Source organism: Pseudomonas sp. T8, assembly GCF_024610635.1.
In the GTDB taxonomy this organism is placed as follows: domain Bacteria; phylum Pseudomonadota; class Gammaproteobacteria; order Pseudomonadales; family Pseudomonadaceae; genus Aquipseudomonas; species Aquipseudomonas chlororaphis_I.
Map to the genome: position 1 here is coordinate 3,472,116 of NZ_CP102374.1, position 24,967 is coordinate 3,497,082.

General features: G+C 62.4%; 20 protein-coding genes and 1 pseudogene. 17 read left to right on the forward strand and 4 right to left on the reverse strand.

Going from position 1 to position 24,967, the window contains the following annotated elements:
• Window positions 1-201: 201 nt before the first annotated feature.
• The 10 genes from NRG23_RS15615 to acpA all read left to right on the forward strand — a co-directional run bounded on the left by NRG23_RS15615 (window position 202) and on the right by acpA (window position 13,933).
• Entirely contained in the window at window positions 202-1,767 is a 1,566-nt protein-coding gene (locus NRG23_RS15615) for an ABC transporter ATP-binding protein (protein WP_038630534.1), read from the forward strand.
• Window positions 1,768-1,782: 15 nt separating this feature from the next.
• Window positions 1,783-2,889: an ABC transporter permease gene (locus NRG23_RS15620; RefSeq protein ID WP_124339560.1), complete on the forward strand. Its 1,107-nt coding sequence runs from the start codon at window positions 1,783-1,785 to the stop codon at window positions 2,887-2,889.
• The gene (locus tag NRG23_RS15625) at window positions 2,889-3,815 is read left to right on the forward strand and encodes an ABC transporter permease (protein WP_016703814.1); all 927 of its coding nucleotides are present in this window, start codon (window positions 2,889-2,891) and stop codon (window positions 3,813-3,815) included. Before NRG23_RS15620 ends, NRG23_RS15625 begins: the two co-directional genes overlap by 1 nt.
• 1,530 nt (window positions 3,816-5,345) lie before the next feature.
• A complete protein-coding gene (locus tag NRG23_RS15630) occupies window positions 5,346-5,960 on the forward strand; it encodes a MotA/TolQ/ExbB proton channel family protein (protein WP_009046830.1) in 615 nt (204 codons plus the stop codon).
• Between the two features lie 30 nt (window positions 5,961-5,990).
• Window positions 5,991-6,398: a biopolymer transporter ExbD gene (locus NRG23_RS15635; protein ID WP_009046829.1), complete on the forward strand. Its 408-nt coding sequence runs from the start codon at window positions 5,991-5,993 to the stop codon at window positions 6,396-6,398.
• The gene (locus NRG23_RS15640; protein WP_041988674.1) at window positions 6,398-7,120 is read left to right on the forward strand and encodes an energy transducer TonB; all 723 of its coding nucleotides are present in this window, start codon (window positions 6,398-6,400) and stop codon (window positions 7,118-7,120) included. The genes NRG23_RS15635 and NRG23_RS15640 overlap by 1 nt, the downstream gene beginning before the upstream one ends.
• 52 nt (window positions 7,121-7,172) lie before the next feature.
• A complete protein-coding gene (locus tag NRG23_RS15645; RefSeq protein WP_009046827.1) occupies window positions 7,173-8,234 on the forward strand; it encodes a purine nucleoside permease in 1,062 nt (353 codons plus the stop codon).
• 289 nt (window positions 8,235-8,523) lie between these two features.
• The gene (locus NRG23_RS15650; protein WP_041988672.1) at window positions 8,524-9,417 is read left to right on the forward strand and encodes a 5'-methylthioadenosine phosphorylase; all 894 of its coding nucleotides are present in this window, start codon (window positions 8,524-8,526) and stop codon (window positions 9,415-9,417) included.
• A gap of 126 nt (window positions 9,418-9,543) precedes the next feature.
• Window positions 9,544-12,024: a TonB-dependent siderophore receptor gene (locus NRG23_RS15655; protein ID WP_016703810.1), complete on the forward strand. Its 2,481-nt coding sequence runs from the start codon at window positions 9,544-9,546 to the stop codon at window positions 12,022-12,024.
• Between the two features lie 229 nt (window positions 12,025-12,253).
• A complete protein-coding gene (gene acpA / locus NRG23_RS15660) occupies window positions 12,254-13,933 on the forward strand; it encodes an acid phosphatase (protein WP_101281756.1) in 1,680 nt (559 codons plus the stop codon).
• A 141-nt stretch (window positions 13,934-14,074) separates the two neighbouring features.
• On the opposite strand, the gene NRG23_RS15665 is transcribed toward acpA, so the two are convergent.
• Window positions 14,075-14,497 carry a hypothetical protein gene (locus NRG23_RS15665; RefSeq protein WP_028681568.1) on the reverse strand — a complete coding sequence of 141 codons (423 nt, stop codon included), beginning with the start codon at window positions 14,495-14,497 and terminating at the stop codon, window positions 14,075-14,077.
• A gap of 83 nt (window positions 14,498-14,580) precedes the next feature.
• Between NRG23_RS15665 and NRG23_RS15670 the strand changes: the two are divergent.
• From NRG23_RS15670 to NRG23_RS15680, 3 genes and pseudogenes are all read left to right on the forward strand, one after another.
• Window positions 14,581-14,781, forward strand: a pseudogene (locus tag NRG23_RS15670) (MerR family transcriptional regulator); the annotation flags it as partial.
• Between the two features lie 39 nt (window positions 14,782-14,820).
• The gene (locus NRG23_RS15675) at window positions 14,821-15,504 is read left to right on the forward strand and encodes an SDR family oxidoreductase (protein WP_009046821.1); all 684 of its coding nucleotides are present in this window, start codon (window positions 14,821-14,823) and stop codon (window positions 15,502-15,504) included.
• A gap of 259 nt (window positions 15,505-15,763) precedes the next feature.
• A complete protein-coding gene (locus tag NRG23_RS15680) occupies window positions 15,764-17,122 on the forward strand; it encodes an 8-oxoguanine deaminase (RefSeq protein WP_257375039.1) in 1,359 nt (452 codons plus the stop codon).
• Window positions 17,123-17,225: 103 nt separating this feature from the next.
• Here NRG23_RS15680 and NRG23_RS15685 read toward each other — a convergent pair whose 3' ends face one another.
• A complete protein-coding gene (locus NRG23_RS15685; protein ID WP_257375040.1) occupies window positions 17,226-18,317 on the reverse strand; it encodes a calcium:proton antiporter in 1,092 nt (363 codons plus the stop codon).
• Window positions 18,318-18,643: 326 nt separating this feature from the next.
• Here NRG23_RS15685 and NRG23_RS15690 point away from each other — a divergent pair, with 326 nt between their 5' ends.
• The 3 genes from NRG23_RS15690 to NRG23_RS15700 all read left to right on the forward strand — a co-directional run bounded on the left by NRG23_RS15690 (window position 18,644) and on the right by NRG23_RS15700 (window position 22,001).
• A complete protein-coding gene (locus NRG23_RS15690) occupies window positions 18,644-19,726 on the forward strand; it encodes a BMP family ABC transporter substrate-binding protein (RefSeq protein WP_038630529.1) in 1,083 nt (360 codons plus the stop codon).
• Between the two features lie 142 nt (window positions 19,727-19,868).
• Window positions 19,869-20,834, forward strand: coding sequence for a 2-oxoglutarate and iron-dependent oxygenase domain-containing protein (locus NRG23_RS15695; RefSeq protein WP_041988655.1), 966 nt, complete (start codon window positions 19,869-19,871; stop codon window positions 20,832-20,834).
• A 213-nt stretch (window positions 20,835-21,047) separates the two neighbouring features.
• Window positions 21,048-22,001 carry an adenosine deaminase gene (locus NRG23_RS15700; RefSeq protein ID WP_007923280.1) on the forward strand — a complete coding sequence of 318 codons (954 nt, stop codon included), beginning with the start codon at window positions 21,048-21,050 and terminating at the stop codon, window positions 21,999-22,001.
• Window positions 22,002-22,116: 115 nt separating this feature from the next.
• Here NRG23_RS15700 and NRG23_RS15705 read toward each other — a convergent pair whose 3' ends face one another.
• Both NRG23_RS15705 and NRG23_RS15710 read right to left on the reverse strand, forming a co-directional pair.
• Window positions 22,117-23,493 (reverse strand): MFS transporter, encoded by a 1,377-nt coding sequence (locus NRG23_RS15705; RefSeq protein WP_016703805.1) that lies wholly within the window; start codon window positions 23,491-23,493, stop codon window positions 22,117-22,119.
• A gap of 109 nt (window positions 23,494-23,602) precedes the next feature.
• Window positions 23,603-24,532, reverse strand: coding sequence for a LysR family transcriptional regulator (locus NRG23_RS15710; RefSeq protein WP_038636422.1), 930 nt, complete (start codon window positions 24,530-24,532; stop codon window positions 23,603-23,605).
• A gap of 132 nt (window positions 24,533-24,664) precedes the next feature.
• Between NRG23_RS15710 and NRG23_RS15715 the strand changes: the two genes are divergently transcribed.
• Window positions 24,665-24,958, forward strand: coding sequence for a putative quinol monooxygenase (locus tag NRG23_RS15715; protein WP_257375041.1), 294 nt, complete (start codon window positions 24,665-24,667; stop codon window positions 24,956-24,958).
• Window positions 24,959-24,967: the final 9 nt, after the last annotated feature.

Below are 24,967 nucleotides of genomic sequence, written 5' to 3' on the forward strand. Positions count from 1 at the left end.
TGATCATTTTTCGACCAGCCTCGTTCGGGTAAACCGCAGCCTTTTCAAGCACCTTGCCCTGAACTGGTGCCAAGTGCAGGTGCAGGGAACGAGCAAAGGGGGCACGAGGCCGCAGTTCATCGGGGCCCCGGCAATTTCCTGACTCCCTGGCCAGGAAATTGCTTTGTCCACCGGCATAACGTTCAGCAACCCGAGTCCGTCATGCCAAACCCTGTACCCATCCCCGATGCAACACCCCGCCTGCAACTGCGCAGGATCACCAAGCGTTATCCCGGTTGCCTGGCCAACGACGGGATCGACCTGAGTATCCAGCCCGGGGAGATCCATGCCCTGCTCGGTGAAAACGGCGCCGGCAAAAGCACCCTGATGAAGATCATCTACGGGGTGACCCAGGCCGACTCGGGCGAGCTGATCTGGCAGGGGCAGCATCAGCTCATGCGCAATCCGGCCCAGGCGCGCAGCCTGGGGATCGGCATGGTGTTCCAGCATTTCTCGCTGTTCGAAACCCTGAGCGTGGCGCAGAACATCGCCCTGGCCATGGGCGCCGCGGCCGGCACGCCGAAGCAGCTGGAGCCGAAGATCCGCCAGGTTTCGCAGCGCTACGGCATGGCCCTGGAGCCGGAACGCCTGGTGCACAGCCTGTCCATCGGCGAGCGCCAGCGGGTGGAGATCATTCGCTGCCTGATGCAGGACATCCGCCTGCTGATCCTCGACGAACCAACCTCGGTGCTGACGCCCCAGGAGGCCGACGAACTGTTCGTCACCCTGCGCCGCCTGGCCAGCGAAGGCTGCAGCATTCTGTTCATCAGCCACAAGCTCGGCGAAGTCCGCGCCCTGTGCCACAGCGCCACGGTGCTGCGCGGCGGCCGGGTGGCCGGGCACTGCATACCCGCGCAATGCTCGGACCAGGAACTGGCGCGGCTGATGGTCGGCGAAGCCGCGGGCCTGATCACCGATTACCCGAAGGCCAAGGGCGGCGACGCCTTCCTGCAAGTCCAGAAGCTGTCCTGGCCCAACCCGGACCCGTTCGGCTGCTCGCTCAAGGACATCGACCTGGACGTGCGCAGCGGGGAAATCGTCGGCATCGCCGGGGTCGCCGGCAACGGCCAGGACGAACTGCTGGCCCTGCTCAGCGGCGAACAGCGCCTTGGCCGCGCCCAAGGCGCCACCCTGCGCTTCGCCGGGCAAGCCGTCGCCCACCTGCGCCCCGACGCCCGCCGCGGGCTGGGCCTGGCGTTCGTCCCGGCCGAGCGCCTGGGCCACGGCGCCGTGCCGGAACTGAGCCTGGCGGACAACGCCCTGCTGACCGCCTTCCAGCAAGGGCTGGTGAGCAAAGGCCTGATCCAGCGCGGCAAAGTGCTGGCCCTGGCCGAAGACATCATCCGCCGCTTTGCGGTGAAAACCCCGGACAGCCAGACCGCCGCCCGCAGCCTGTCCGGCGGCAACCTGCAGAAATTCATCCTCGGCCGGGAAATCCTCCAGCGCCCCAGGCTGCTGATCGCCGCGCACCCGACCTGGGGCGTCGACGTCGGCGCCGCCGCGACTATCCACCGGGCCCTGGTGGCCCTGCGCGATGCGGGGGCGGCGATCCTGGTGATCTCCGAAGACCTCGATGAACTGTTCCAGATCAGCGATCGCCTGGCGGCCCTGTGCGGCGGTCGCCTGTCGGCGCTCAAGGCCACCGCGGACACCAGCCTGATCGAGGTCGGCGGCTGGATGGCCGGCCAGTTCGATACCCCCGTCCACTTATCTGCTCAGCCCGCGTAACGGAGCGTTTTATTTATGCTGCTTTCTCTCGAACCCCGCGGCCAGCAATCGCGCCTGATGCTCTGGTGCTCGCCGCTGCTGGCCGCGGTCCTGACCCTGGGCTGCGGCTCGCTGCTGTTCATCGCCCTGGGCCACAACCCGCTGGAAACCTTGCACACCTTGCTGATCGCCCCGATCAGCGACCTGTATGGCGTCTCCGAACTGCTGGTCAAGGCACTGCCGATCCTGCTCTGTGCCCTCGGCCTGGCCGTGGCGTATCAGGCACGGATCTGGAACATCGGCGCCGAAGGCCAACTGCTGCTCGGCGCCCTGGCCGGCAGCGCGCTGGCGGTGAACATCATCGACCTGCAAAGCCGCTGGGCGCTGGTGCTGATCCTGCTCACCGGCACCCTGGCCGGCGCCGCCTGGGCCGGCCTCACCGCCTGGTTGCGCACGCACTTCAATGCCAATGAAATCCTCACCAGCATCATGCTCAACTACATCGCCCTGAACCTGCTGCTGTATTGCGTGCACGGGCCGCTGAAAGACCCGGCCGGGTTCAACTTCCCCGAGTCGGCGATGTTCGGCGACGCCAGCCGCCTGCCGCTGCTCCTGGAAGATGGCCGGGTGCACGCCGGGGTGTATTTCGCCCTGCTGGCCCTGGTGGCGGTGTGGGTGCTGCTGCAAAAGAGCTTCGTCGGTTTCCAGATCAAGGTGCTGGGCCTGGACAAACGCGCCGCCGGCTTCGTCGGTTTTCGCGAGAAACGCCTGATCTGGCTGGCGCTGCTGATCAGCGGTGGGCTGGCCGGCCTGGCCGGGGTGTGCGAAGTCACCGGCCCCATCGGCCAACTGGTGCCCCAGGTGTCGCCCGGCTATGGCTATGCGGCGATCACCGTGGCCTTTCTCGGCCGCCTGCACCCCATCGGCATTCTGTTTTCCAGCCTGCTGATGGCGCTGCTGTACATCGGTGGCGAGAACGCGCAGATGAGCCTCAACCTGCCGCAAGCCATCACCCAGTTGTTCCAGGGCATGATGCTGTTCTTCCTGCTGGCCAGTGACGTGCTGATTCTCTATCGGCCGCGCCTGAACCTGCGTTGGGCACGTCGCGCCGCCAACCCTTCCGTACAGGCAGGAGCGCTGTGATGGATATCGATCTGTTGAGCAATATTTTCTACGCCATGATCCGCTGCGGTACGCCGCTGCTGCTGGTGGCCCTGGGCGAACTGATCTGCGAAAAGAGCGGCGTCCTCAACCTCGGCCAGGAAGGCATGATGCTGTTTGGCGCGGTGATCGGTTTTATCGTCGCCCTGAACAGCGGCAACCTGTGGCTCGGCGTACTGCTGGCGATGCTCGCCGGGATGCTGCTGTCATCGCTGTTCGCCCTGGTGGCGCTGGTATTCAACGCCAATCAGGTGGCCACCGGCCTGGCCCTGACCATCTTTGGTGTCGGGCTGTCGAGTTTCGTCGGCGCCAGCTGGGTCGGTAAACCCCTGGCCGGATTCGAGCCCATGGCGATTCCGCTGCTGAGCGAGATCCCGCTGATCGGACGCATGCTGTTTGCCCAGGACCTGCTGGTCTACCTGTCCTTTGCCCTGTTCGCCGGGGTGGCCTGGGTGATCCTGAAAAGCCGGGTCGGCCTGATCATCCAGGCGGTCGGCGAAAACCCCGACGCGGCCAGCGCCATGGGCCTGCCGGTGCTGCGGGTACGCACCCTGGCGGTGCTGTTCGGCGGTGCCATGGCCGGCCTGGCCGGGGCTTACCTGTCCCTGGCCTACACACCGATGTGGGCGGAAAACATGAGCGCCGGTCGCGGCTGGATCGCCCTGGCGCTGGTGGTGTTCGCCAGCTGGCGAGTATGGCGCCTGCTGCTCGGCGCCTACCTGTTCGGCCTCGCCAGCATCCTGCATCTGGTGGCGCAGGGCCTGGGCCTGGCGATTCCCTCGAACCTGCTGGCGATGCTGCCGTATGCCGCGACCATCCTGGTGCTGGTGCTGCTGTCCCGGGATGCGCTGCGCACCCGCCTGTATGCGCCGGTGTCGCTGGGGCAGCCGTGGCAGGCAGGTCACTGATCGAAGACTTTTCACTATCGGCATGGGCTGCCTGACAGCCCATGCCCCCACCTCGCAACACCTCCCCTCAGCCCCCGGCCTGGCCCAGGCAACAGCCATCAGAAAGGGCTGGCAGTCCCTATCACCCAACGTGCATGACTCCTGCCTGACAAGGATGGATGAATGGCGCCCCAAACCCGCGCACCAGGCGCCGCTTGAGTGCGCAGCCACAAGTGGAAACAGCCACTCGACTGCCGAATAGCAACCGCTTATCCCTGAATCCGCGGCCAAGGTCATTTGCTTTTCGCCCGGAAACCCTCTATTCCGGCCCCTCCCGGGAAATTGGCCCGCTTTCTGCTTAAACGATTAAGCTGACCCAAGGGTTAGCTTTTTTTGGACGTGAGTTCCATTTTAATTTCGACGGCTGACGAACACTTTGAACAGACAGGTTTTTCACTCAACTGAAGTAACCACACACGATATTCACAGGCAGAACCATTTGTTTTCTTACACTTGAAGAAGTGCATTAATCGCCCGGGCTATCACTCGTCGCATGAGCACTCAGGCTAAAGAAAGACTGGATTATCTATTACAAGATTATCTGTCCCCAACGCAGAAATCGGTCATATAGAAAGATCTGAGTCCTGCCTATGTATTCCAGTATCGGCTCCACCGATTTCCGGCTTATCTCCCAAGTGGCCGGACTCCTAGCACTGCAGGCTATTGATGAAGTAGCAGGCTGTGCTTTATGTCGACACGGGTAACTGTTGTCGACTTTTTTATTCGATTTCACTTCTTGCCCAAGAAGTGAAGAGTTCTCCTCCACAGACAAGGATGTCTTTTCCGGCGAAGTCATTCATCGCCGGTTTTTTATTTATCAGAACGAAAGCCAGGGGCATGCATGCAATCAACAAGATTGACCTTTGCCCAGAACAGCCGGACCAGCGAAAGGCCCCGGCCACGGCTTATGGAATCCCCAGCCACGGCCCGATCAAGTTTCGCCCGGTTTCCCCCCTGCGCACTGTATCGGAGAGACCGCAGATCCCTGCTTCAAGCAGGCGAGCCCTTCATACCGGTACGACCTTGCAGTCAGCCGAACACCCTACCATCCAGGCTGATGAGGACAGCTTCATTTCGAGATATTGAGCCTGTTTTCAAGCACTTCCAGCGACAGGTCAGCCCTTGTATCCGAATCCTGACGCCGAGTAACGGACACAAAACGGTGCGAGGCGTTTCATGTTGGGGCGGATACAAAGGTCCCTGCCGCCACGTATTGAAAATCGATCTCAAGCCGTTTGTCCCGACCCAAACCGCTCGTCAGGAAAAAACCATTCTTTCTCAGCCAAAATTGCCGATTTAGAGCTGTTTTCGAAGATTTTATACATGCTGAAAGGTTTAAGCTGAACTGTTGGTCAGGTTTTTGCAAAGACCCCTTCGCTCGTTCCACCTGGCCCTCCACAGAGGCGTGTCGAGCACCTGCACCAAGGCCTCGCAACGCCGGTCCAGTACCCGCTACCGAGCATGTATCTCAACGTTAATGAAGGATTTCACATGTTAGAAGATGTCATTCAGTACTCCAAAGACTCTTGGGGGCTCATTCCCCTGATGGTGGTGGTATTCATCATCGGGATCGCCGTGATCATCGAACGCTACTTCTTCTTCAGTACGAGTATCAAACTGGGACAAAGTCTTGATCTGGATTTGAAGCGGGTAGACCAGGACAACCTGGCCGACGTCAAGAAAGTTGCAGATCACTACAGTAAAAGTGCCCAAGGCAAGTTGGTATTGGCCGCGGTGGAGTCTCACGGCAAGTCCGAAGAGGCGCTGGAGCGGGATATCGATGAAACCATCATGATTCAGATTCCGCGACTGGATCGCAATCTGTGGGTACTGGATACCTGTGTAACTTTAGGTCCGCTGCTTGGACTGCTCGGCACCATCATTCACATGATCCAGGTATTCAGTGTATTGGCGGCCAATACATCGCAGAAAGTCAGTTCGGTAACCGGGCCTATTGCCCATGCACTGGTCGCCACCGCTGTCGGTTTATGCATCGCCATCGTCTGCGTGATTTTTCTCAATCACTTCAACAAGCGTATCCGCCTGGTCGTCAATCAGATGGAACTGATCAAGTCCATGCTGGTTGGGCGCTTGGCCAAGGGTTGATTAATACCTACGCCACTCGGAGAAATAATCATGGCTAGCAAGAGATCAAACTATCTCGGACATGAAGAGAAAGCCCGCATCGAAATCATTCCGATGATCGACGTGATGATGTTTCTGTTGGTGTTCTTCGTACTCATCATGATCGAGATGATCCAGGGCACGGGCATTACCCTGGAGTTGCCGCAGTCTTCCTCGCAAGAAGCAATCGAGTCGGTAACGCTCAATATCGGCGTCGCCAACGACGGTGGCTTGTTTGTCGATGGCCAGCCCATCAGCGACGAGCAACTGACGAGCCGGCTCACCGAGATGCAGAACAGCGGAAAACTGGATGTAGTGATCGCCGGCGATCGTGGCACCCAATATGAAAGCATCGTGCACACAATGGATCTGGTACGCGCTGCCGGTATCAGTGCTATTGGCCTGGCGACGCAAAACTGATGAACGACCTGACCCCCAACGTACGGCGAGGGGCCTTGTGGGCCTCTGACGACCATCATGTCGACCATCACCTGTCGATGCCGGCGGCTATCGGCCTGGCTGTGCTGGCGGTTGCATTGGGTATCACGTTGCTGAGCCTGATCGAGGCCAAGCAGCCGGTAGTTGAGGAGCCTCCGAAGGTGACTAAGGTGACCATGGTGCAAGTCCCTCCTCCGCCACCGCCTGCACCGCCACCGCCCCCACCACCTGCGCCGCCTCCGCCGCCTCCGCCGCCTCCCCCTCCACCGCCGCCTGCGCCGGTGAAAAAGCCTGCGCCGGCGAAAAAGGTCACGCCGGAGAAGCCGAAACCCAAACCGGAGCCCAAACCGCAACAGCCAGTGCCGCCGCCACCCGCGCCGACACCGCCACCACCGGTTACTCCACCGCCGCCGCCACCGCCCGCACCGTCGAGCAGCACCGACGCGGTCGCCCTGGATCAGCAGGCACCGGTTTATCCGCGTGATGCCCGACAGGCCAAGATCGAGGGCTATGTGGTGCTGGAACTTGCGATCCGCCCGGACGGCACGGTTGCCAGTGCCAAGGTCCTCGAGTCGAAACCACGCAAGCTGTTCGACGAGGCCGCGATCAGCGCGGTGAAACGCTGGAAGTTCCAGCCGCGAATGGTCAATGGCGCAGCAGTTGAGCAGCGCGCTAAACAGACGGTCAGGTTCGACCTGAAATAAGCCCGTGGAGGGTGCGCGCGGAGCGCACGCCCTCTGCCAAGGAATCAAGACGATGACGACACGTACAACCAGTGGCGCACTCGCTGCCGCGCTGTGCTGCCTGGGCGCAGCCGGAGCAACCCAGGCCGCCGAGCAGCCGATTCAGATCAAGGCTGTAGTTCTGAGCATGTTCGAGGTCGGCCAGGATCAGGGAGACAACCCTGGCGAGTTTCAGTTCTGGCGTGAACGCGCCGGCCTGAATCAGTGCATGCCGCTCGCCCAGGGTTTTCATGACGTATGCCTGAACCCTGAAACCGGCGTCCTGGCAACGGTGACCGGCATGGGCACTGCCCGTGCGGCGGCGTCGGTAATGGCCCTGGGCATGGATCCACGCTTTGACTTGAGCAAGGCGTACTGGCTGGTCGCGGGCATTGCCGGCATCAATCCGCACAAGGGCTCCATCGGTTCGGCGGCATGGGCCAACTATGTGGTGGACGGTGACCTGGCGCACGAGATCGATGCGCGGGAAATCCCCAAAGACTGGAAAACCGGCTACACCCCGTTCTTTCGCGCAACGCCTTATGCCCAGCCACGTTCGGACAGCATCGGCGAAGTCTACAAGCTCAATGGTCGACTGGTGGATTGGGCCTACAACCTGACAAAGGACGTCCCACTGGTAGAAAACAAGGAACTGGCAGCGTTTCGCCAACAGTTCAAGGGCTTCCCCCAAGCCGTTCTGCCGGCCAGGGTCATGAAAGGCGACAACCTCGCCTCCTCGACGTTCTGGCACGGCAAGCGGCTCAACGACTGGGCCGGTGACTGGGTCAAGTACTGGACCGACGGCAAAGGGCAATTCGTGACTTCCGCCATGGAGGACACCGGAACCCTGCAGTCCCTCAGTTTCCTGAACAAAGCGGCGAAGGTGGACCTGGACCGCGTGCTGGTATTGCGTACCGCCAGTAACTACACCATGCAGCCACCCGGCATGAGCGCCGCGCAAAGCATGGCTCATGACCAGGCGGGTTTCGTCGGTATGCAGCCCTCGCTCGAGGCGGCCTATCGAGTGGGCAGCACAGTGATCAACGCGCTGACGGGAAACTGGGAGCTGTATTCGCAGACCCTGCCGGGACACTGAACTCATGACCCGGCCTGGTGAACGCCATACAACAAACTGAGCCATGACCCAAGAAGCGCGATCGAGCACTGACAAGCGGATGTCGTTGATAACCGCACTCGTTGCTTGAAAACACTTCCTGGCGACTGAAGCCGCTGTTTACCGGTTCGGACAATAACCATACAGCCAGCGCGTTGCCGGCGCTGATGCTTAACACCAATGCCCGTTGGCTGACATTCAACCAACCCGCATGACGGCCACGCCTTGCCTGAGAAACGGCAGGACTTACAACTAAGTGAAGAGGTGTTTCATGAAAATCCTCCTGGGTTTATTACTTGGATGCTTATCGGTAACGGCCTGGGCCGCGACCCCCGCGGTTCCGTGCAAAGCCGATATTGCGGTGATTGGCGGTACATTCATCAACGATGCCATGTTGAAGTCCGGAAAACTCAAGGAGTCCTTCACCCTTGAAACTCCAGCCGGAACTTCCCCAACTATCTATTGCGGCAACTATAAAAACGTTCCGTTCTATTACATCAATATGCATGGCGACGGAAAGATCGTCGAAACCTGGGCTGCCCTTTACCAGCTACGGGTTAAAGATGCGATTGGTGGGGCAACAGCCGGTGGTATCAACCCGGCAATGAAGCTCCACGATCTGGTGGTGGCCGATGATGTCATCGACTTCAACATCGACCGGCCACTGGCGCTGCCGGATGCCATCTACCGCAAGGGCGACCATCCGGTTCCGCGCTACACGCCAGCCATGGATCCCACTCTTCGCGACATCCTGATCGATGAGACGCAGAAACGCCTGAATCGTGGAGATGCTCCCGTCGCCGGGATCAACCTGCACAAGAGCGGGGTGATCATGCAAACCCGCGGCGGGCGTTTCGAAACGGCTGCGGAAGTGCGCATGCTGGCCAAGATGGGGGGCGACCTGGTGACCATGAGCGTGGGGTCGGAAGTGATCTATGCGCGCATGGCCGGGATCAACTATGCCTCGCTGATCGCCATCTCCAATCCAGCCGAAGGCCTGGGTAACTGGACATGGGACACCATTCGCGAAGTTTACCCACGGCTTAATCCGGTGTGCCTGGAAATCGTTCTGGAGTCGTTGCCGAAGATTGCCGCCATCGGCAATAAGCCGCGGGTCGGCGACAGTTTGCGTATTCATCCGGAAATGACCTCAGAGAAGAAGTAAGCGAACTTCAACTTGCTCTAGAAGGCTGTGCAAGTACGGCAGGAACAGTTTGTGTTTCTGCCCGTACGCACTCGCCTGTTGTTCAACAACTTTTACATAAAAGCAAATGTAGTAGGGGAGTGTTCCATGGGTACATATAACTGGCGTCACCCGCAAAAACTGGCCCTGGCAGTTGCGGCTGCTGTGCAGATTCTCGGCGGACAGGCCATGGCCGAAGATCAGAAAGAGACGGTCGAACTTGAGGACTACATTCTCAAGGAGAGTGTCGAAGACACCATGGGCATCATGCCCAGCCAGCCGGTGAAGAGCGTTTTCGGCCTGGGCAAGTCCATCGCCGAAACCCCACGCTCGGTGTCGGATGTGTCGTCCGACCTGATCGAAAACTACGGCTTGCGCGACATCAACGACCTGGTTCGCCTCGCCCCGGGAGCCTACACCAGCTCCTTCTTCGGGGTGCCGGGGGCACTGAGCCTGCGTGGCGATGCCGCGGATAACTACTTCCGGGGGTTCAAGCGGGTAGAGAACCCTGGCAACTATGCAACGCCGATCCGCGCCGCCAGTTCGGTCGATATCGTGCGTGGCCCGGTTTCCCCCATCTACGGTGCCGGCAAGGTCGGCGGCTACATGAACTTCAACCCGAAATCCTCGAAGTCGGCGACCTCCAAGTTCATCGAAAAACCTACCGGGCAATTCGGTGTGACCGTGGGTTCCTATGACCAGTACATCACCACCGCCGAAGGCGGCTCGCCCTTCGAGTTGGGGGGGCGCCAGGGCGGTGTCTATGGTTTCTTCGAGCAGGAGGACTCGAAAAGCTACTTCGACAACGTCGAACCCAAGTCGACCATCGGCCAGATCGCCTTCGACATGGACCTCACCGACAACCTGCGGACCGAGTTCGGCGGCCAGTACCTGAAGGCCAAGCGCATCCAGAACCCTGGATGGAACCGGGTCACCCAGGACCTGATCGACCACGACACCTACATCACCGGCGCGCCGTCCAAGATGAGCTCAAGGGGCGATGTGCTGTTCCCTGACGATGTACGCAACAACATCAGCCCGGGCGTCGGTTTTCCACCGGGCAGCGGCAACTCCAAGCTGGACGTTTTCTGCCTGAACTACAGCAACTGCTTCTTCGACCCGAAAGACCCGAACGCGGCACTGAGCAACCCCGGGACCACCAAGCTCGACCGCAACAAGGTGTTCACCGACAAGAAGGACAAGGGCGAAAGCAAGGCCGCCACGGCGTACTTCGACCTTATCTGGTCGCTGGACAATGACATGGAGCTCAAGAACCAGTTCTTCTACGACTCCCTGGACCACAACAAATACACCAGCTATGGCTTCACCGCCGACTACGATGCCTACACCTGGGAAGACAAAGTCAGCCTGAGCTTCCCGCTGCAGATCGGGGAGGTCAGCACGTCCAACGTCGTCGGCGTCAACTATCGCTACTACAGCGCCATCGACCGTGAGTCCTACCTCGATGAAATCCTCGACCGCCGCGACCTGAACGTCGGGCCGACACCGGACGACAGCTTCGACATCGGTCATACCGGCAACGTCGAGATCGCTCCCGGCATGTACCGACGCAACTTCAACACCCAGAGCGCATCCATCACCAAAAACACCGGCGCGTTCATGCTGTCAGACATGAACTGGCAGAACTGGAACCTGCTGCTGGGCTATCGCTTCGACTACTACGACGCCAAGGCCAAGGAGAAGGCCCAGGCCACCAATGGCGATCTGGTCCGCGATGCCAATGGCGACGGGCGTCCGGACAAAGCCACCAACCACAACACCACTGACTCGTTCAGTGCCAGCCTCTCGTACAAGACGCCGTGGGGGTTCATCCCTTACTTCACCTACGCCGAGTCGACCGCGCTGTCGTCCAACCAGGCAGGCGGCGTAACAGCGTCGGACGTCTCCAGCGGCAACTACCTGCAGGACTCGAAACTGCGCGAGTACGGCATCAAGTACAACAGCGAGAACGGCAACGTCTACGCCGCGCTGGCCTACTACGACCAGGAGAAGACCTACCGCGACTCGCAAAACGGCAGCACTGTGCTGGTCAACGGCAAGGGTTACGAAGGTGAGTTGCGCTGGATGCTCAACCAGAACTTCTCCATGACGGCCTCGGCGACCAAACAGAAGGTGCGTGAGAAAGGGCAGCCTTTCACCGTGCTCAATACCGCCGCTGTCGCCCAAGCCTATGGCCTGGATCCGTCGCAACTCTATGGCTTCCGCTTCTTCGACCCGACCGGCCAGGTACTGGGTGGCGAGTACGATCGTGGCGGCGTACCGGAGTGGGTAACCAGCCTGTATGGCAACTACACCCAGCCGACCCCTTGGGGTGGCCGTGTGAACGCCAGCCTGGGCTTCACCTGGGTAGACGAGCAATGGGCGGACAACCAGAAGCAGATCAAGCTGCCTGACTACACCGTATGGAACGGCTCGGTGGGCTACTCCGAGAAGTCCTGGGAAGCGCTGTTTACCGTCAACAACCTGTTCAACGAGAAGTACTTCACTTCCGCCAACCTGTTCGACTCGACCCTGGTGTTCCCTTCCGCTCCGCGTACCTACACCGCCAGCTTCGTTTACAAATTCTGACCTCGCTGGCTAACCAGGGAGGCCCTGCCCGGGGCCTCCCTCCTAGCTGATGGATTTCAAGCATTCGGCAACTCGCTCATGGCGGACCTCAGCGTCGCACTCCCCGCGCGTCCGCTCGATAGCCGGCGCTGCATTCATGACAAGCGCGCCAGCCGCAACCCCAGCGCTAGCGACATGAGTTTCAACGAGCCATGAACGGATGCCCTGCAACTTCGGTGGAATACTTGTAATGAGCCACAACGACCCTGAAAACCCTGACACCCCGATCGATCCCAGTCGTCGCCACTTTCTCGCCGGTACCGCGGTACTGGGTGCCGGCGCCGCGCTCAGCGGCTGCACACCCAACAGCGATGCGCGCCCTACACCGGGCAAGCGTCCACTGTCCGCTGCCGAACTGGACAGGTCACTGCGCAAGCACGTCAAGACGGTGGTGGTGATCTATGCCGAGAACCGCAGCTTCAACAACCTGTTCGCCGATTTCCCCGGCCTCGAGCAGCCTCTTTCCAGCCTCAAGCCCGCCGCTTACCAGCAGCGCGACCGCGACGGCAGCCTGCTGCAAATCCTGCCCCCGGTCTGGGGCGGCACCCTGCATCTGGGACCGCAGACCGCGGATGGCGTGACCTACCCCGCTGGCGTGCCATTTCAGCAGGACCTGCCGAACGCGCCGTTCGCCCTCAAAGGCCCGAATGCCGAGGACCTGCCGCTGAGCCTGGTGACCCGCGATTTGTCCCACGAGTTCTACCAGAACCAGATGCAGATCAACGGTGGCATGAATGACCGGTTCGCCGCCTGGTCCGACTCCGGCGGCCTGACGATGGGGCACTACAGGCAAAGCCGCTATGCCCTTCGCCTGTGGGATATCGCGCGGCAGTTCGTGCTCTGCGACAACTTCTTCCAGGGCGCCTTTGGCGGTTCGTACCTGAACCACCAATACCTGATCTCGGCGGCGGTGCCGCACTATCCGAACGCCCGCAACTCGGTGGCCAAGGTGAAGATCGCCAACCTGCACAGCGACGACCCCAGCGACCCGCGGCTCAGGCCCCTGGCCGACTCGCCCGCCAGTGCCATGGACGGCCCTGCCCAGTTCGGCCCCTGCGCGCTCACCCCGGACGGTTATGCGGTCAACACCTTCGCGCCGCCCTACTGGCCGACCTGGCAACGCGATCCACAACGACCGGACTACTCCAGACCGGACCTGCCCTTCGTGCTGGTTCCGCAAAGCCACGAGCACATCGGCGACAAGCTGTCGAAAAGGAACATCGACTGGGCCTGGTACGCCGGTGGCTGGCAGGCCACCCTGGATGAGTTCAGCGGCTCGGGCGCGATCCCGAAAATCCCCAACTTCCAGTACCACCACCAGCCCTTCAACTACTTCCGGCAGCAAGGCCCGGAGCACCCCGGTGAACGCGCCAGGCGCCTGCGCGATGGCGGCCTGGGCGACGACCCGTCGACGAACCGGTTCTTCGCCGACGCCCTGGCCGGCAAGCTGCCGAGCGTGAGCTTCTACAAGCCCCAGGGCAACCTCAACATGCATGCCGGGTACACAGACGTCGCCGCGGGCGACCGGCATCTGGTCCGCGCGATCAAGACCCTGCAGGACAGTCCGCAGTGGAACAACATGGTGCTGATTGTCACGGTCGACGAGAACGGCGGCTGGTGGGATCACGTGGCTCCGCCCAAGGGCGATCGCTGGGGCCCGGGCAGCCGTATTCCGGCCCTGGTGGTATCGCCCTTCGCCCGCAAGGGGACGGTGGATCACACGGTGTATGACACGGCATCGATCCTGCGCCTGGTGACCCGGGTCTTCGACCTGGAAAAGCTCGATGGCCTGAAACTGCGTGACGAGGCCATGGCCGCCCGGGAACAGTCACCCATGGGCGACCTGACCAATGCGTTGCAGTTCGATTAGCCAACGCCGGAAAAGACTGATCGCGGCAGACGTCCAGTGGATCGGGTTATGGACGGCCTTGCTCATCCCCTGCATTCGCTGCGACGCCCTCGCCGAGCTGCCGGCTCCTGCCCCCGCGGGATCCGGCCGTCCGACCATGCTTCAGGCCGGGCCAGGAATCGCCCGCTGCTCCCCGCGAACCGGCCACAACTGCGCCACCGCCCAGGCCAGTTCGAAAAACAGGATCACGCCGATCAAGGCCGTGCCACCGTGGGCCAGGGCGTAGATCTGCCAAGTGGAGAACAGCAGCCGGCCGGCGGCGTCGTAGCGTCCGAAGGCCAGCTGCGGATCGCGGATGCGCAGCACCGACCACACGCAGACGATCGAGCCCATCAGGTTGACCATCAGCAGATGCATGGGCGCGAACGGCGGCAGGTCGCCGGGCAGGTTGAAGGCCTGGCTCCACTGCTGCATCAGCCCGTGCAGGGCGAGAAAGCTCCAGGGGGTGACAAAGGCGGCGGTGACGATCAGGTCGTACCAACCGCTGGCCCGCACCAATTGACGGTATTGCGCTGTGCTCCACATAAAGGATCGCTCCGGATATTCAAGGAGCACGCAGGCTAAAGCCTGGAGTATGCTCCAGGGTCAAGCCCTTCCGAGACTCCAGCATGCGCATCGGTGAACGTGCCCAGGCCTGCGCCGTCAGCCGCGATACCCTGCGCTTCTACGAGCAGCGCGGATTGATTGCGGCGCAACGCACCGCCAACGGCTATCGTGATTACCCCAGCGACAGGGTGCAGCTGGCGCTCTACATCAAGACCGCGCAACGCCTGGGCTTCAGCCTCGGCGCGATCGGCAGCAGCGTTGCCCCTTAAATCCATGATCTTCACTCATCAAGGAATCCCTGCATGTCTACGCCAAAAACCGCACTGATCATCGGCGCCTCCAGAGGCCTGGGCCTGGGCCTGGTGCAACGCCTGCTGGACGCTGGCTGGCAGGTCACCGCCACCGTGCGCAATCCGCAAAAAGCCGAGGCGCTCAAGGCCCTGGGTCCGGTCCGCATCGAACAGCTGGACATGGACGACCAGCAGGCGGTGATCGCCCTGAACCAGAAGCTCAAAGGCGAAGTGTTCGACCTGCTGTTCGTCAACGCCGGGGTCAAGGGGCCGGACGACCAGACGCCGGGCAAGGCGACCCTGGCGGAAGTCGGCCAGCTGTTCTTCACCAACGCCGTGGCGCCGATCAACCTGGCCCAGCGTTTCGCCCCGCAGATCCGCCCGGACAGCGGCGTGCTGGCGTTCATGAGTTCGGTGCTGGGCAGCGTGACCATGCCCGACGCGCCGGAGCTGGCGCTGTACAAGGCCAGCAAGGCGGCGCTGAATTCCATGACCAACAGCTTCGTGACCCAGCTCGAGCAGAAGCTCACCGTGCTGTCGCTGCACCCGGGTTGGGTGAAGACCGACATGGGCGGCGAAGGCGCGGACATCGACGTCGAGACCAGCACCCGCGGCCTGATCGAGCAGATCAATGCCTATACCGGCAAGGGCGGGCACCATTTCGTCAACTACAAGGGCGAAACCATTCCCTGGTAAGCCTGCACCTGTAGCCGCTGCCGACATCGCAGCGCCCACTTCGTGGTCGAGCGCAGCCTTCGGTAGCGGCTACAGGACGTTATCGCGGGCCAGCCTCGCGCCTACAGTGACCGCCTGTAGGAGCGAGGCTTGCCCGCGATAGACCGCGCAGCGGTCTCCCCGTAAACTGCGCACCTCGCCCCCGTGGCGACCCTGGATCAGCAGACAGGGCAACACTGAGCTGGCTAACCTGAACCCACTTTCAGAGGAGCCGGCCACCATGCCTGCGACCCGTACCTGGTTAAAAAATCCCCTCGCCATTTTCACTGGCAATGCCCTCGACGCCCGTGGCGGCCTGGTGCTGCAAGACGGCCTGATCGTCGAAGTGCTCGGCGCCGGGCAGCAACCCGCCCAGCCCTGTGGACAGGTTTTCGATGCCCGCGAGCACGTGCTGCTGCCGGGGCTGATCAACACCCATCACCACTTCTATCAGACCCTGACCCGCGCCTGGGCGCCGGTGGTCAACCAGCCGCTGTTTCCCTGGCTGAAAACCCTGTACCCGGTCTGGGCCCGGCTGACCCCGGAGAAACTCGCCCTGGCCAGTAAAGTGGCGTTGGCCGAACTGCTGCTGTCAGGCTGCACCACCGCCGCCGACCACCACTACCTGTTCCCCGAGGGCCTGGAAAACGCCATCGACGTGCAGGTGGCCAGCGTGCACGAACTGGGCATGCGCGCCATGCTCACCCGTGGTTCCATGAGCCTCGGCGAAGCGGATGGCGGCCTGCCGCCGCAACAGACCGTGCAACAGGGCGAGGTGATTCTCGCCGACAGCCAGCGGCTGATCGCCGAGTACCACCAACGCGGCGCCGGCGCGCAGATCCAGATCGCCCTGGCGCCCTGCTCGCCGTTCTCGGTGACCCCAGAGATCATGGCGGCCAGTGCCGAGCTGGCGGAAAAACTCGACGTGCGCCTGCACACCCACCTGGCGGAAACCCTCGACGAGGAAGACTTCTGCCTGCAACGTTTCGGCCTGCGCACCGTGGACTACCTGGACAGCGTCGGCTGGCTCGGCCCGCGGACCTGGCTGGCCCACGGCATCCATTTCAACCCGGATGAAATCGCCCGCCTTGGCGCGGCCGGGACCGGCATCTGTCACTGCCCGAGTTCCAACATGCGCCTGGCCTCGGGCATCTGCCCGACCCTGGAACTGACCGACGCTGGCGCGCCCGTCGGCCTGGGTGTGGATGGCTCGGCCTCGAACGACGCCTCGAACATGATTCTCGAAACCCGCCAGGCCCTGTACCTGCAGCGCCTGCGCTACGGCGCCGAGAAGATCACCCCGGAGTTGGTGCTGGGCTGGGCCACCCGGGGTTCGGCACGGTTGCTGGGGCGCGACGATATCGGCGAGCTGGCCGTGGGCAAACAGGCCGACCTGGCGCTGTTCAAGCTCGATGAGCTGCGCTTCTCCGGCAGCCATGATCCGTTGTCGGCGTTGCTGCTGTGCGGCGCGGACCGGGCGGACCGGGTGATGGTCGGCGGCCAGTGGCGGGTGATCGATGGGCAGGTCGAGGGGTTGGATGTGCGGGGCCTGATTGCCGATCACCGGCAGGCGGCGCGGGAGTTGATCGGCGGCGCCTGATCCGGTGTTATCGCGAGCAAGCTCGCTCCTACAGGGAACCGGTTCCGATCATTTCCAGAATGAATCACGCCGGATGTAGGAGCGAGCTTGCTCGCGATGCTCTTCAAAGACCCAGTAACGACAACATGATAAAGGTCGCGAACAGCACGAAGTGGGTCATGCCTTCGATGGCATTGGTCTCACCGTCGTTGAGGTTGATCGCGCTGACGATCAGGGTGATGAAGATCATCACCGTCTGCACCGGGGTCATCGCCATCTGGAACGGTTGGCCGGTGTAGAGCGCCATGGCCTCCATCACCGGCACCGTCAGGATCACCGTCGACAACGACGCGCCCAACGCAATATTGACCACCGACTGCATGCGATTGGCTAACGCCGCGCGCAAGGCCGTGAGAATTTCCGGCGCCGCGGAAATCGCCGCCACCAGGATCGCCGTGATCACCGGCGGCGCGCCCGTGCCTTCCAGCCCCAGGTCGAGAGTATTGGACATCACCTCCGCCAAGGCGCCGATCAGCACCACGCCGAACACCAGGGTGGCGATGGAGAACGCCAGGCTGACAGGCGCTGGCTGGTCTTCCGTCGGTTCTTTCTTACGGCGTTTTTCCGGGTAGCTGTAGCTGAAGAAGTAGCTGTGGGCACCGACCTGCATGCGCAGGAACAGGGTGTACAACAGCACCATGGCGCCAATGGTGAAGGCCGAGTAGAGCTTCCATTTCGACTCGGGAATGAACTCCGGCACCACCATCGACACGCCCATGGCGGTGAGGATCATCACGCTGTAGGAGCGCGCTGAGTCGTCGTTGTAGGCCTGCTCGCCATGCTTGATCCCACCCATCAGCGCGGCCAGGCCGAGGATGCCATTGATGTCGAGCATCACCGCCGAATAGATGGTGTCGCGCACCAGGGTCGGCGAGGCCTCGTTGCTCATCATGATCGCCAGGATCACCACCTCCACCAGGACCGCGGCGAGGGTCAGGATCATGGTGCCGTAGGGGTCGCCGACCTTCTCCGCCAGCAGCTCGGCGTGATGGGCGACGCGCATCGAGGCGGCGACGATGAAACCGATCAGCACCAGCCCGGAGATCAGCGCCACGCCCTGGCCGCTGTTGAGCAGCGCATGCTCCAACGGATAGGCAACCAGCGCCGCGAGCAGCGCCAGCAACAGAAAACTTTCTTGCTTGAGTGAAGTGAGCATTGCAGTCCTTTGACCGGATAAATCGAGCAGTAGAGATGAGCTAAAGACTGCATGGAGTCACTAACGTTTCGTTACACCTTAGTGCACCAGTGAATGGCGCTGATGGGTGTGGGTGCACCGGGATGAGCCTGTGCGGATCCGTCTGGCCTCTTCGCGGGCAAGCCTCGCTCCTACAGAAGCTGGATGATCCCGCAGGAGCGAGGCTTGCCCGCGAAGGCTTCTCCCTGGTTCCGAAGATTTTGTTGTCCTGTTGGTCAGCTATTTGCATTGAGCCATTCAAGCCTTAGAGCCCAGCCTCGCCCCACAACAAAATGGAGTCCGGATTCATGCATAAACGTCCGTTGCAAAAATTGCTGTGCGCCCTCACCGCGGCCATCGGCCTGAGCGTCTCGCTGGGCGCCAGCGCCGCCGATCCATTGAAGGTCGGCTTCGTCTATATCGGCCCGATCGGCGACCACGGCTGGACCTATCAGCATGAACAGGGACGCAAGGCGCTGGTGGAGAAGTTCGGCGACCGGATCAAGACCAACTACGTGGAGAACGTCGCCGAAGGCGCCGACGCCGAGCGGGTGATCCGCAACATGGCCAAGGACCAGTACGACCTGATCTTCACCACCTCCTTCGGCTACATGAACCCGACCCTGAAAGTCGCCAAGCAATTCCCCAAGACCACCTTCGAACACGCCACCGGCTACAAGCAGGACAAGAACCTCGGCACCTACCTGGCCCGCACCTATGAAGGTCGCTACGTCGGCGGTTTCCTCGCGGCGAAGATGACCAAGAGCAAGAAAGTCGGCTACATCGCCTCCTTCCCGATCCCGGAAGTGATCCGCGACATCAACGCCATCCAGCTGGCCCTGAACAAATACAACCCGGGCACCGAGATCAAGGTGGTGTGGGTCAACTCCTGGTTCGACCCGGGCAAGGAAGCCGACGCCGCCAACGCCCTGATCGACCAGGGCGCCGACGTGATCTTCCAGCACACTGACAGCCCGGCGCCGATCCAGGCCGCCGAACGCCGTGGCGTGTATGCCGTGGGCTACGCCTCGGACATGGCCCACTTCGGGCCCAAAGCGGTGCTGACCTCCATCGTCAACAACTGGGGCCCGCACTACATCCAGGCCACCCAGGGCGTGCTCGACCACAGCTGGAAATCCCAGGACTACTGGGGCGGCCTGAAGGAAGGCACGGTCGAACTGCCGATCAGCGACCTGGTGCCCGCCGACGTCAAGCGTGAGGCCGAGCAGATCATCGCCGACATCAAGAGCGGCGCCTTCCACCCGTTCACCGGGCCGATCAAGGATCAGGCCGGCGTGGAAAAACTCGCCGCCGGGGTCAGCGCCAGCAATGCCGAGCTCGCGTCGATGAACTATTACGTGGAAGGCATGAAGGCCGACATTCCGAAATGACTCATCGAATCCTGTAGCCGTTGCCGCAGGTTGCGCCAAGGTCCGAAGGACCTTTGCTCGATATCCAGAGCACGCCCCCTTCGGGGTCGATCGCAGCCTGCGGCAGCGGCTACAGGACCGTGGGTAACTTGAGAGCATTCATATGAACCAGCTTCCAATCATCGACATCAGCCCGCTCTACGGCGACGACGCCCACGGCTGGAACAGCGTCGCCCAGCAGATCGACCGCGCCTGCCGCGAGTGGGGTTTCTTCTATATCAAGGGCCACCCGATCAGCGCCGCGCGCATCGGCCAGTTGCTCGACGCCGCCCGGCAGTTCTTCGCCCTGCCGGCCGCCGAGAAACTCAAGATCGATATCACCCAGACCCGCCACCATCGCGGCTACGGCGCGATCGCCACCGAGCAGCTGGACCCGGACAAGCCCAGCGACCTCAAGGAAACCTTCGACATGGGCCTGCACCTGCCGGCCGACCATCCCGAGGTACTCGCGGAAAAACCGCTGCGCGGCAGCAACCGGCACCCGGATATCGCCGGCTGGGAAACCCTGATGGAGCAGCACTACCTGGACATGCAGGCCCTGGCCCAGACCCTGCTGCGGGCCATGACCCTGGCCCTGGGCATCGAGCGCGACTTTTTCGACCGCCGCTTCAAGGAGCCGGTCAGCGTCCTGCGCCTGATCCATTACCCGCCGCGGCACACCGCCAGCAGCGACGAGCAGCAAGGCGCCGGCGCCCACACCGACTACGGCTGCATCACCCTGCTCTACCAGGACAGCGCCGGCGGCCTGCAGGTGCGCAACGTCCAGGGCCAGTGGATCGACGCCCCGCCCATCGAGGGCACCTTCGTGGTCAACCTCGGCGACATGATGGCGCGCTGGAGCAACGACCGTTACCTGTCGACGCCGCACCGGGTGATCAGCCCGCTGGGGGTGGACCGCTACTCGATGCCGTTCTTCGCCGAGCCCCATCCGGATACGCGCATCGAATGCCTGCCCGGCTGCCAGGATGCCGGGCATCCGCCGAAGTACCCGGTCACCACCTGCGCCGAGTTCCTCTTGTCGCGGTTCGCCGATACCTATGCCTATCGCCGGGAACTGCAAGCGTCCTGATCGCTCGGTTGGTCAGGTTTTGCCGAATCGTCCGCGTGCGCCTGTAGAATGCCTGCCCTTATGGGCGCGATGGGAACCTGACGCGCCCGCGCAGCCCTGGGGAAATCCGGGGCCAGCGCCTGTCATCGCACCTTGCGGTCGGCTTTTCGCCGCAGGATGATGGAGCGCAACACGTTCACGCAGCGCTCGACTGCACCTGATGAGATCACACCCATGTACGACTGGCTGAACGCCTTGCCCAAGGCCGAACTGCACCTGCACCTTGAAGGATCCCTCGAGCCCGAGCTGCTGTTCGCCCTGGCCGAACGCAACAAGATCGCCCTGCCCTGGAGCGATGTGGAAACCCTGCGCAAGGCTTATGCCTTCAACAACCTGCAAGAGTTCCTCGACCTGTACTACCAGGGCGCGGACGTACTGCGCACCTCCCAGGATTTCTACGACCTGACCTGGGCCTACCTGCTGCGCTGCAAAGAGCAGAACGTCATCCACACCGAACCCTTCTTCGATCCGCAGACCCACACCGATCGCGGCATCCCCTTCGAAGTGGTGCTCAACGGCATCGCCAGCGCGCTCAAGGACGGTGAGCAGCAACTGGGCATCACCAGCGGCCTGATCCTCAGTTTCCTGCGCCACCTGAGCGAAGACGAAGCGCAGAAAACCCTCGACCAGGCGCTGCCATTCCGCGAAGCCTTTGTCGCGGTCGGCCTGGACAGTTCGGAAATGGGTCACCCGCCGAGCAAGTTCCAGCGGGTGTTCGATCGTGCCCGCAGCGAAGGTTTCCTCACCGTCGCCCACGCCGGTGAAGAAGGCCCGCCCGAGTACATCTGGGAAGCCCTCGACCTGCTGAAGATCCAGCGCATCGACCACGGCGTGCGCGCCTTCGAGGACGAGCGACTGATGCAGCGCATCATCGACGAGCAGATCCCGCTGACCGTCTGCCCACTGTCGAACACCAAGCTCTGCGTGTTCGATCACATGTCGCAACACAACATCCTCGAGATGCTCGAGCGTGGGGTGAAGGTCACCGTGAACTCCGATGACCCGGCCTACTTCGGCGGCTACGTCACCGAGAACTTCCACGCCCTGTACACCCACCTGGGCATGACCCAGGATCAGGCCAAGCGCCTGGCGCAGAACAGCCTGGATGCGCGCTTGGTCAAGCCGTAACCGCGATACACCTGTAGCCGCTGCCGAAGGCTGCGATCGACCGGAACGGTCGCGGCGATCTCAATGACGCCGGAGGTCCTGCGGACCTATCGCAGCCTGCGGCAGCGGCTACAGCTCAGGCGCCGACTTCGCTCAACTCTTCCAGCGTCTTGCCCCGGGTCTCCATCCCGAACAGCCAGACCACCGCCGCGGCGACCGCGAAACACAGCGCGCCCAGGGCGAACACCCCACCCTGCCCGGTCATCGGGAACACCACGCCGGTCACCAAAGGCCCGAGCAGCGAACCGATGCGCCCCACCGCCGAGGCGAAGCCGGAACCGGTAGCCCGCGCCGAAGTGGGATACAACTCGGGCGTGTAGGTGTAGAGCACCGCCCACATACCGAACAGGAAGAACTGCATCAACAGGCCGGAGCTGATCAACAGCGCCACGTTGCCGCCGAACACCGCGCTCTGCCCGTAGAAAAACGCCATGACCCCACCGCCCAGCAGGGTGATCACGCACACCGGCTTGCGCCCCCAGCGCTCCACCAGCCAGGCGGCCATGAGGAAGCCGGGAATGCCGCCGAGGGAAATCAGCACCGTGTAGTACACCGACTGAGTCACGGCGAACCCCGACTGCTGCAACAAGGCGCTGAGCCACGAGGTCAGGCCATAAAAACCCAGCAGGGCAAAGAACCACACGCTCCAGATCATCATCGTGCGTTGGCGATAGAGCGGCGACCAGATCTCGCGCAAGGCCGAGAAGAAATGCCCCGGCACGCTTTCCACCCGCGGCAGGCGCACCGGCTCGGGCAGATCCGCGCGCTGCAACGAGGCCCGGACCTTATCCTCGATCCGTCGCAGCACCTGGTCGGCATCGGCGTGCCGCCCGGCCTGCTCCAGCCAGCGCGGCGACTCGGGAATGAAGAAACGGATCGCCAGCACGAACACCGCCGGGATCGCCAGGACCAGGAAGATGTCGCGCCAGCCAATCAACGGCAGCAGGAAATACGAGAGCACGCCCGCCGCGACGAAACCCAGCGGCCAGAAGCCGTCCATCAAGGCGATATAGCGTCCGCGCCGCTTGGCCGGGATCATCTCCGACAGCATCGACTGGGCGATGGGAAACTCCATGCCCATGCCGATCCCCAGCAGCACCCGGAACAGGGTCAGGCTGTCCACCGTCTGCGCCGTGGAGCACAGGTAACTGGCGATGCCCCAGAGCACGATGCTCCACTGGAACACCGGCTTGCGCCCGAAGCGGTCGGCGAGCATGCCCGACAGCGATGCGCCGACCACCATGCCGAAGAAACTCGAACTGGCCAACAAGCCGGCCTGGGCCGTACTTAGGCCGAACTCGGCTTTGATCGAGCCGAGCAGGAAGGTCATCATCGCCAGGTCCATGGAGTCGAAGAAAAACGCCAGGGCGATGATGATGAAAATGACTCGGTGATAACCGCTGATGGGCAAGCGTTCCAGACGCTCCGCCGCACTGTATCCCTGACTTGCCATGCCCCGTCCCCCCGATTGAATGGTCTGCAATCGAGTGTGCAAGATCGACGCCGCCGCTCAGTGCTGGATGCGACCTGCCCGCACCCCGCAACGACGCCGCCGGCCAGGGTCATTGATCGGCGTGGGTTGGCCTGGGGTAATGCGCGGAGATTTCAGCGCAGCGCGCCTGCAACATGTCCCGCAGCAGGTTCACCGGTTTGCTCAACTGCGCCCGATGGGCGCACAACAGGTTCAGCGGTGCCCGTTCGCAGCGCAGCTCCGGCATCAGCACCTTGAGCCGCCCGGCCAGCACATCGGCCGCCACGTCGAGCCAGGACTTGTAGGCGATGCCCCGCCCCGCCACCGCCCACAGGCGCACCACATCGGCATCGTCGCTGAAACGATCGCCGCTGACCGTCAGGCCGACCTCGCGCTTGCCGTCATGGAAACTCCAGTGGTCGTGCACCCGGCTGCCGAGCATGTAGAGCAGGCAATTGTGCTGGGGCAGCTGCTCCAGCTGGCGCGGCTCGCCGTGGCGGGCGAGGTACTCGGGGGCGGCCACCAGCACCCGCCGGTTCTGCGGCGCGACCGGCAGGGCCACCAGGCTGGAGTCTTCCGGCTCGCCGTAACGCAGGGCAATGTCCACCGGCTGGCGAAACAGATCGGCAATGCGATCGCCCAGCAGCAGGCGCACCGTGAGCTTGGGGTGCTCCTGCTGGAACTGGTCGAGCCAGGGCAGCAACAGGTTGCGGCCGAAGTCCGAGGGCGCGGACAGCTGGAGAACGCCGCTGACCTGATCCTGCCCGCTGGCCAACAAGCGCCGCCCCTCCTCCAGGTTGCTCAGGGCCGCGCGGGCGTATTCGAGAAACCCTTCGCCCTCGGCGGTCAGGCGCAGACTGCGGGTCGAACGCGCCAGCAACCGGACGCCGAGTTGCTGCTCGATGCGCTTGAGGGCGGCGCTGGCCACTGCCGCCGACAGGTCCATGACCCGCGCCGCGGCGGACAGGCTGCCGAGGTCGGCGGCGCGCACGAACAATTGCAGGTCATCGAATCGCAGCATCTGGCTCACCGGGCATTATCAAAAAAACATTGAAAGAGACTGCTGTTTTAGCCGGTTTTATCTTCAGGGGAAATGACCAATGATCTGCGCACTCTCACACCAGCCCGTCATACCGCCCTGAAGGACGCCACCATGTCGCAAGCCTTTACCGCCATTGCCACTCTTGTCGCGAAGAGCGGCCAGCAAGCCCTGCTCCAACGCGAACTCACCGCCCTGGTGCAACCGAGCCGTGAAGAAGCCGGCTGCCAGTACTACAACCTGCACCAGGACGCCGAAGACCCAGGCACCTTTTATGTACTGGAGCGCTGGGACGATGAGGCGGCCCTGGAGTTTCACAACGCCACGGCGCACTTCCAGCATTTTCTCAGCCAGACCCGCGAAGCAATCGAGCATTTCGAAATCAAGCGCCTGCTGCTGATCCCCTGACCCAACCTT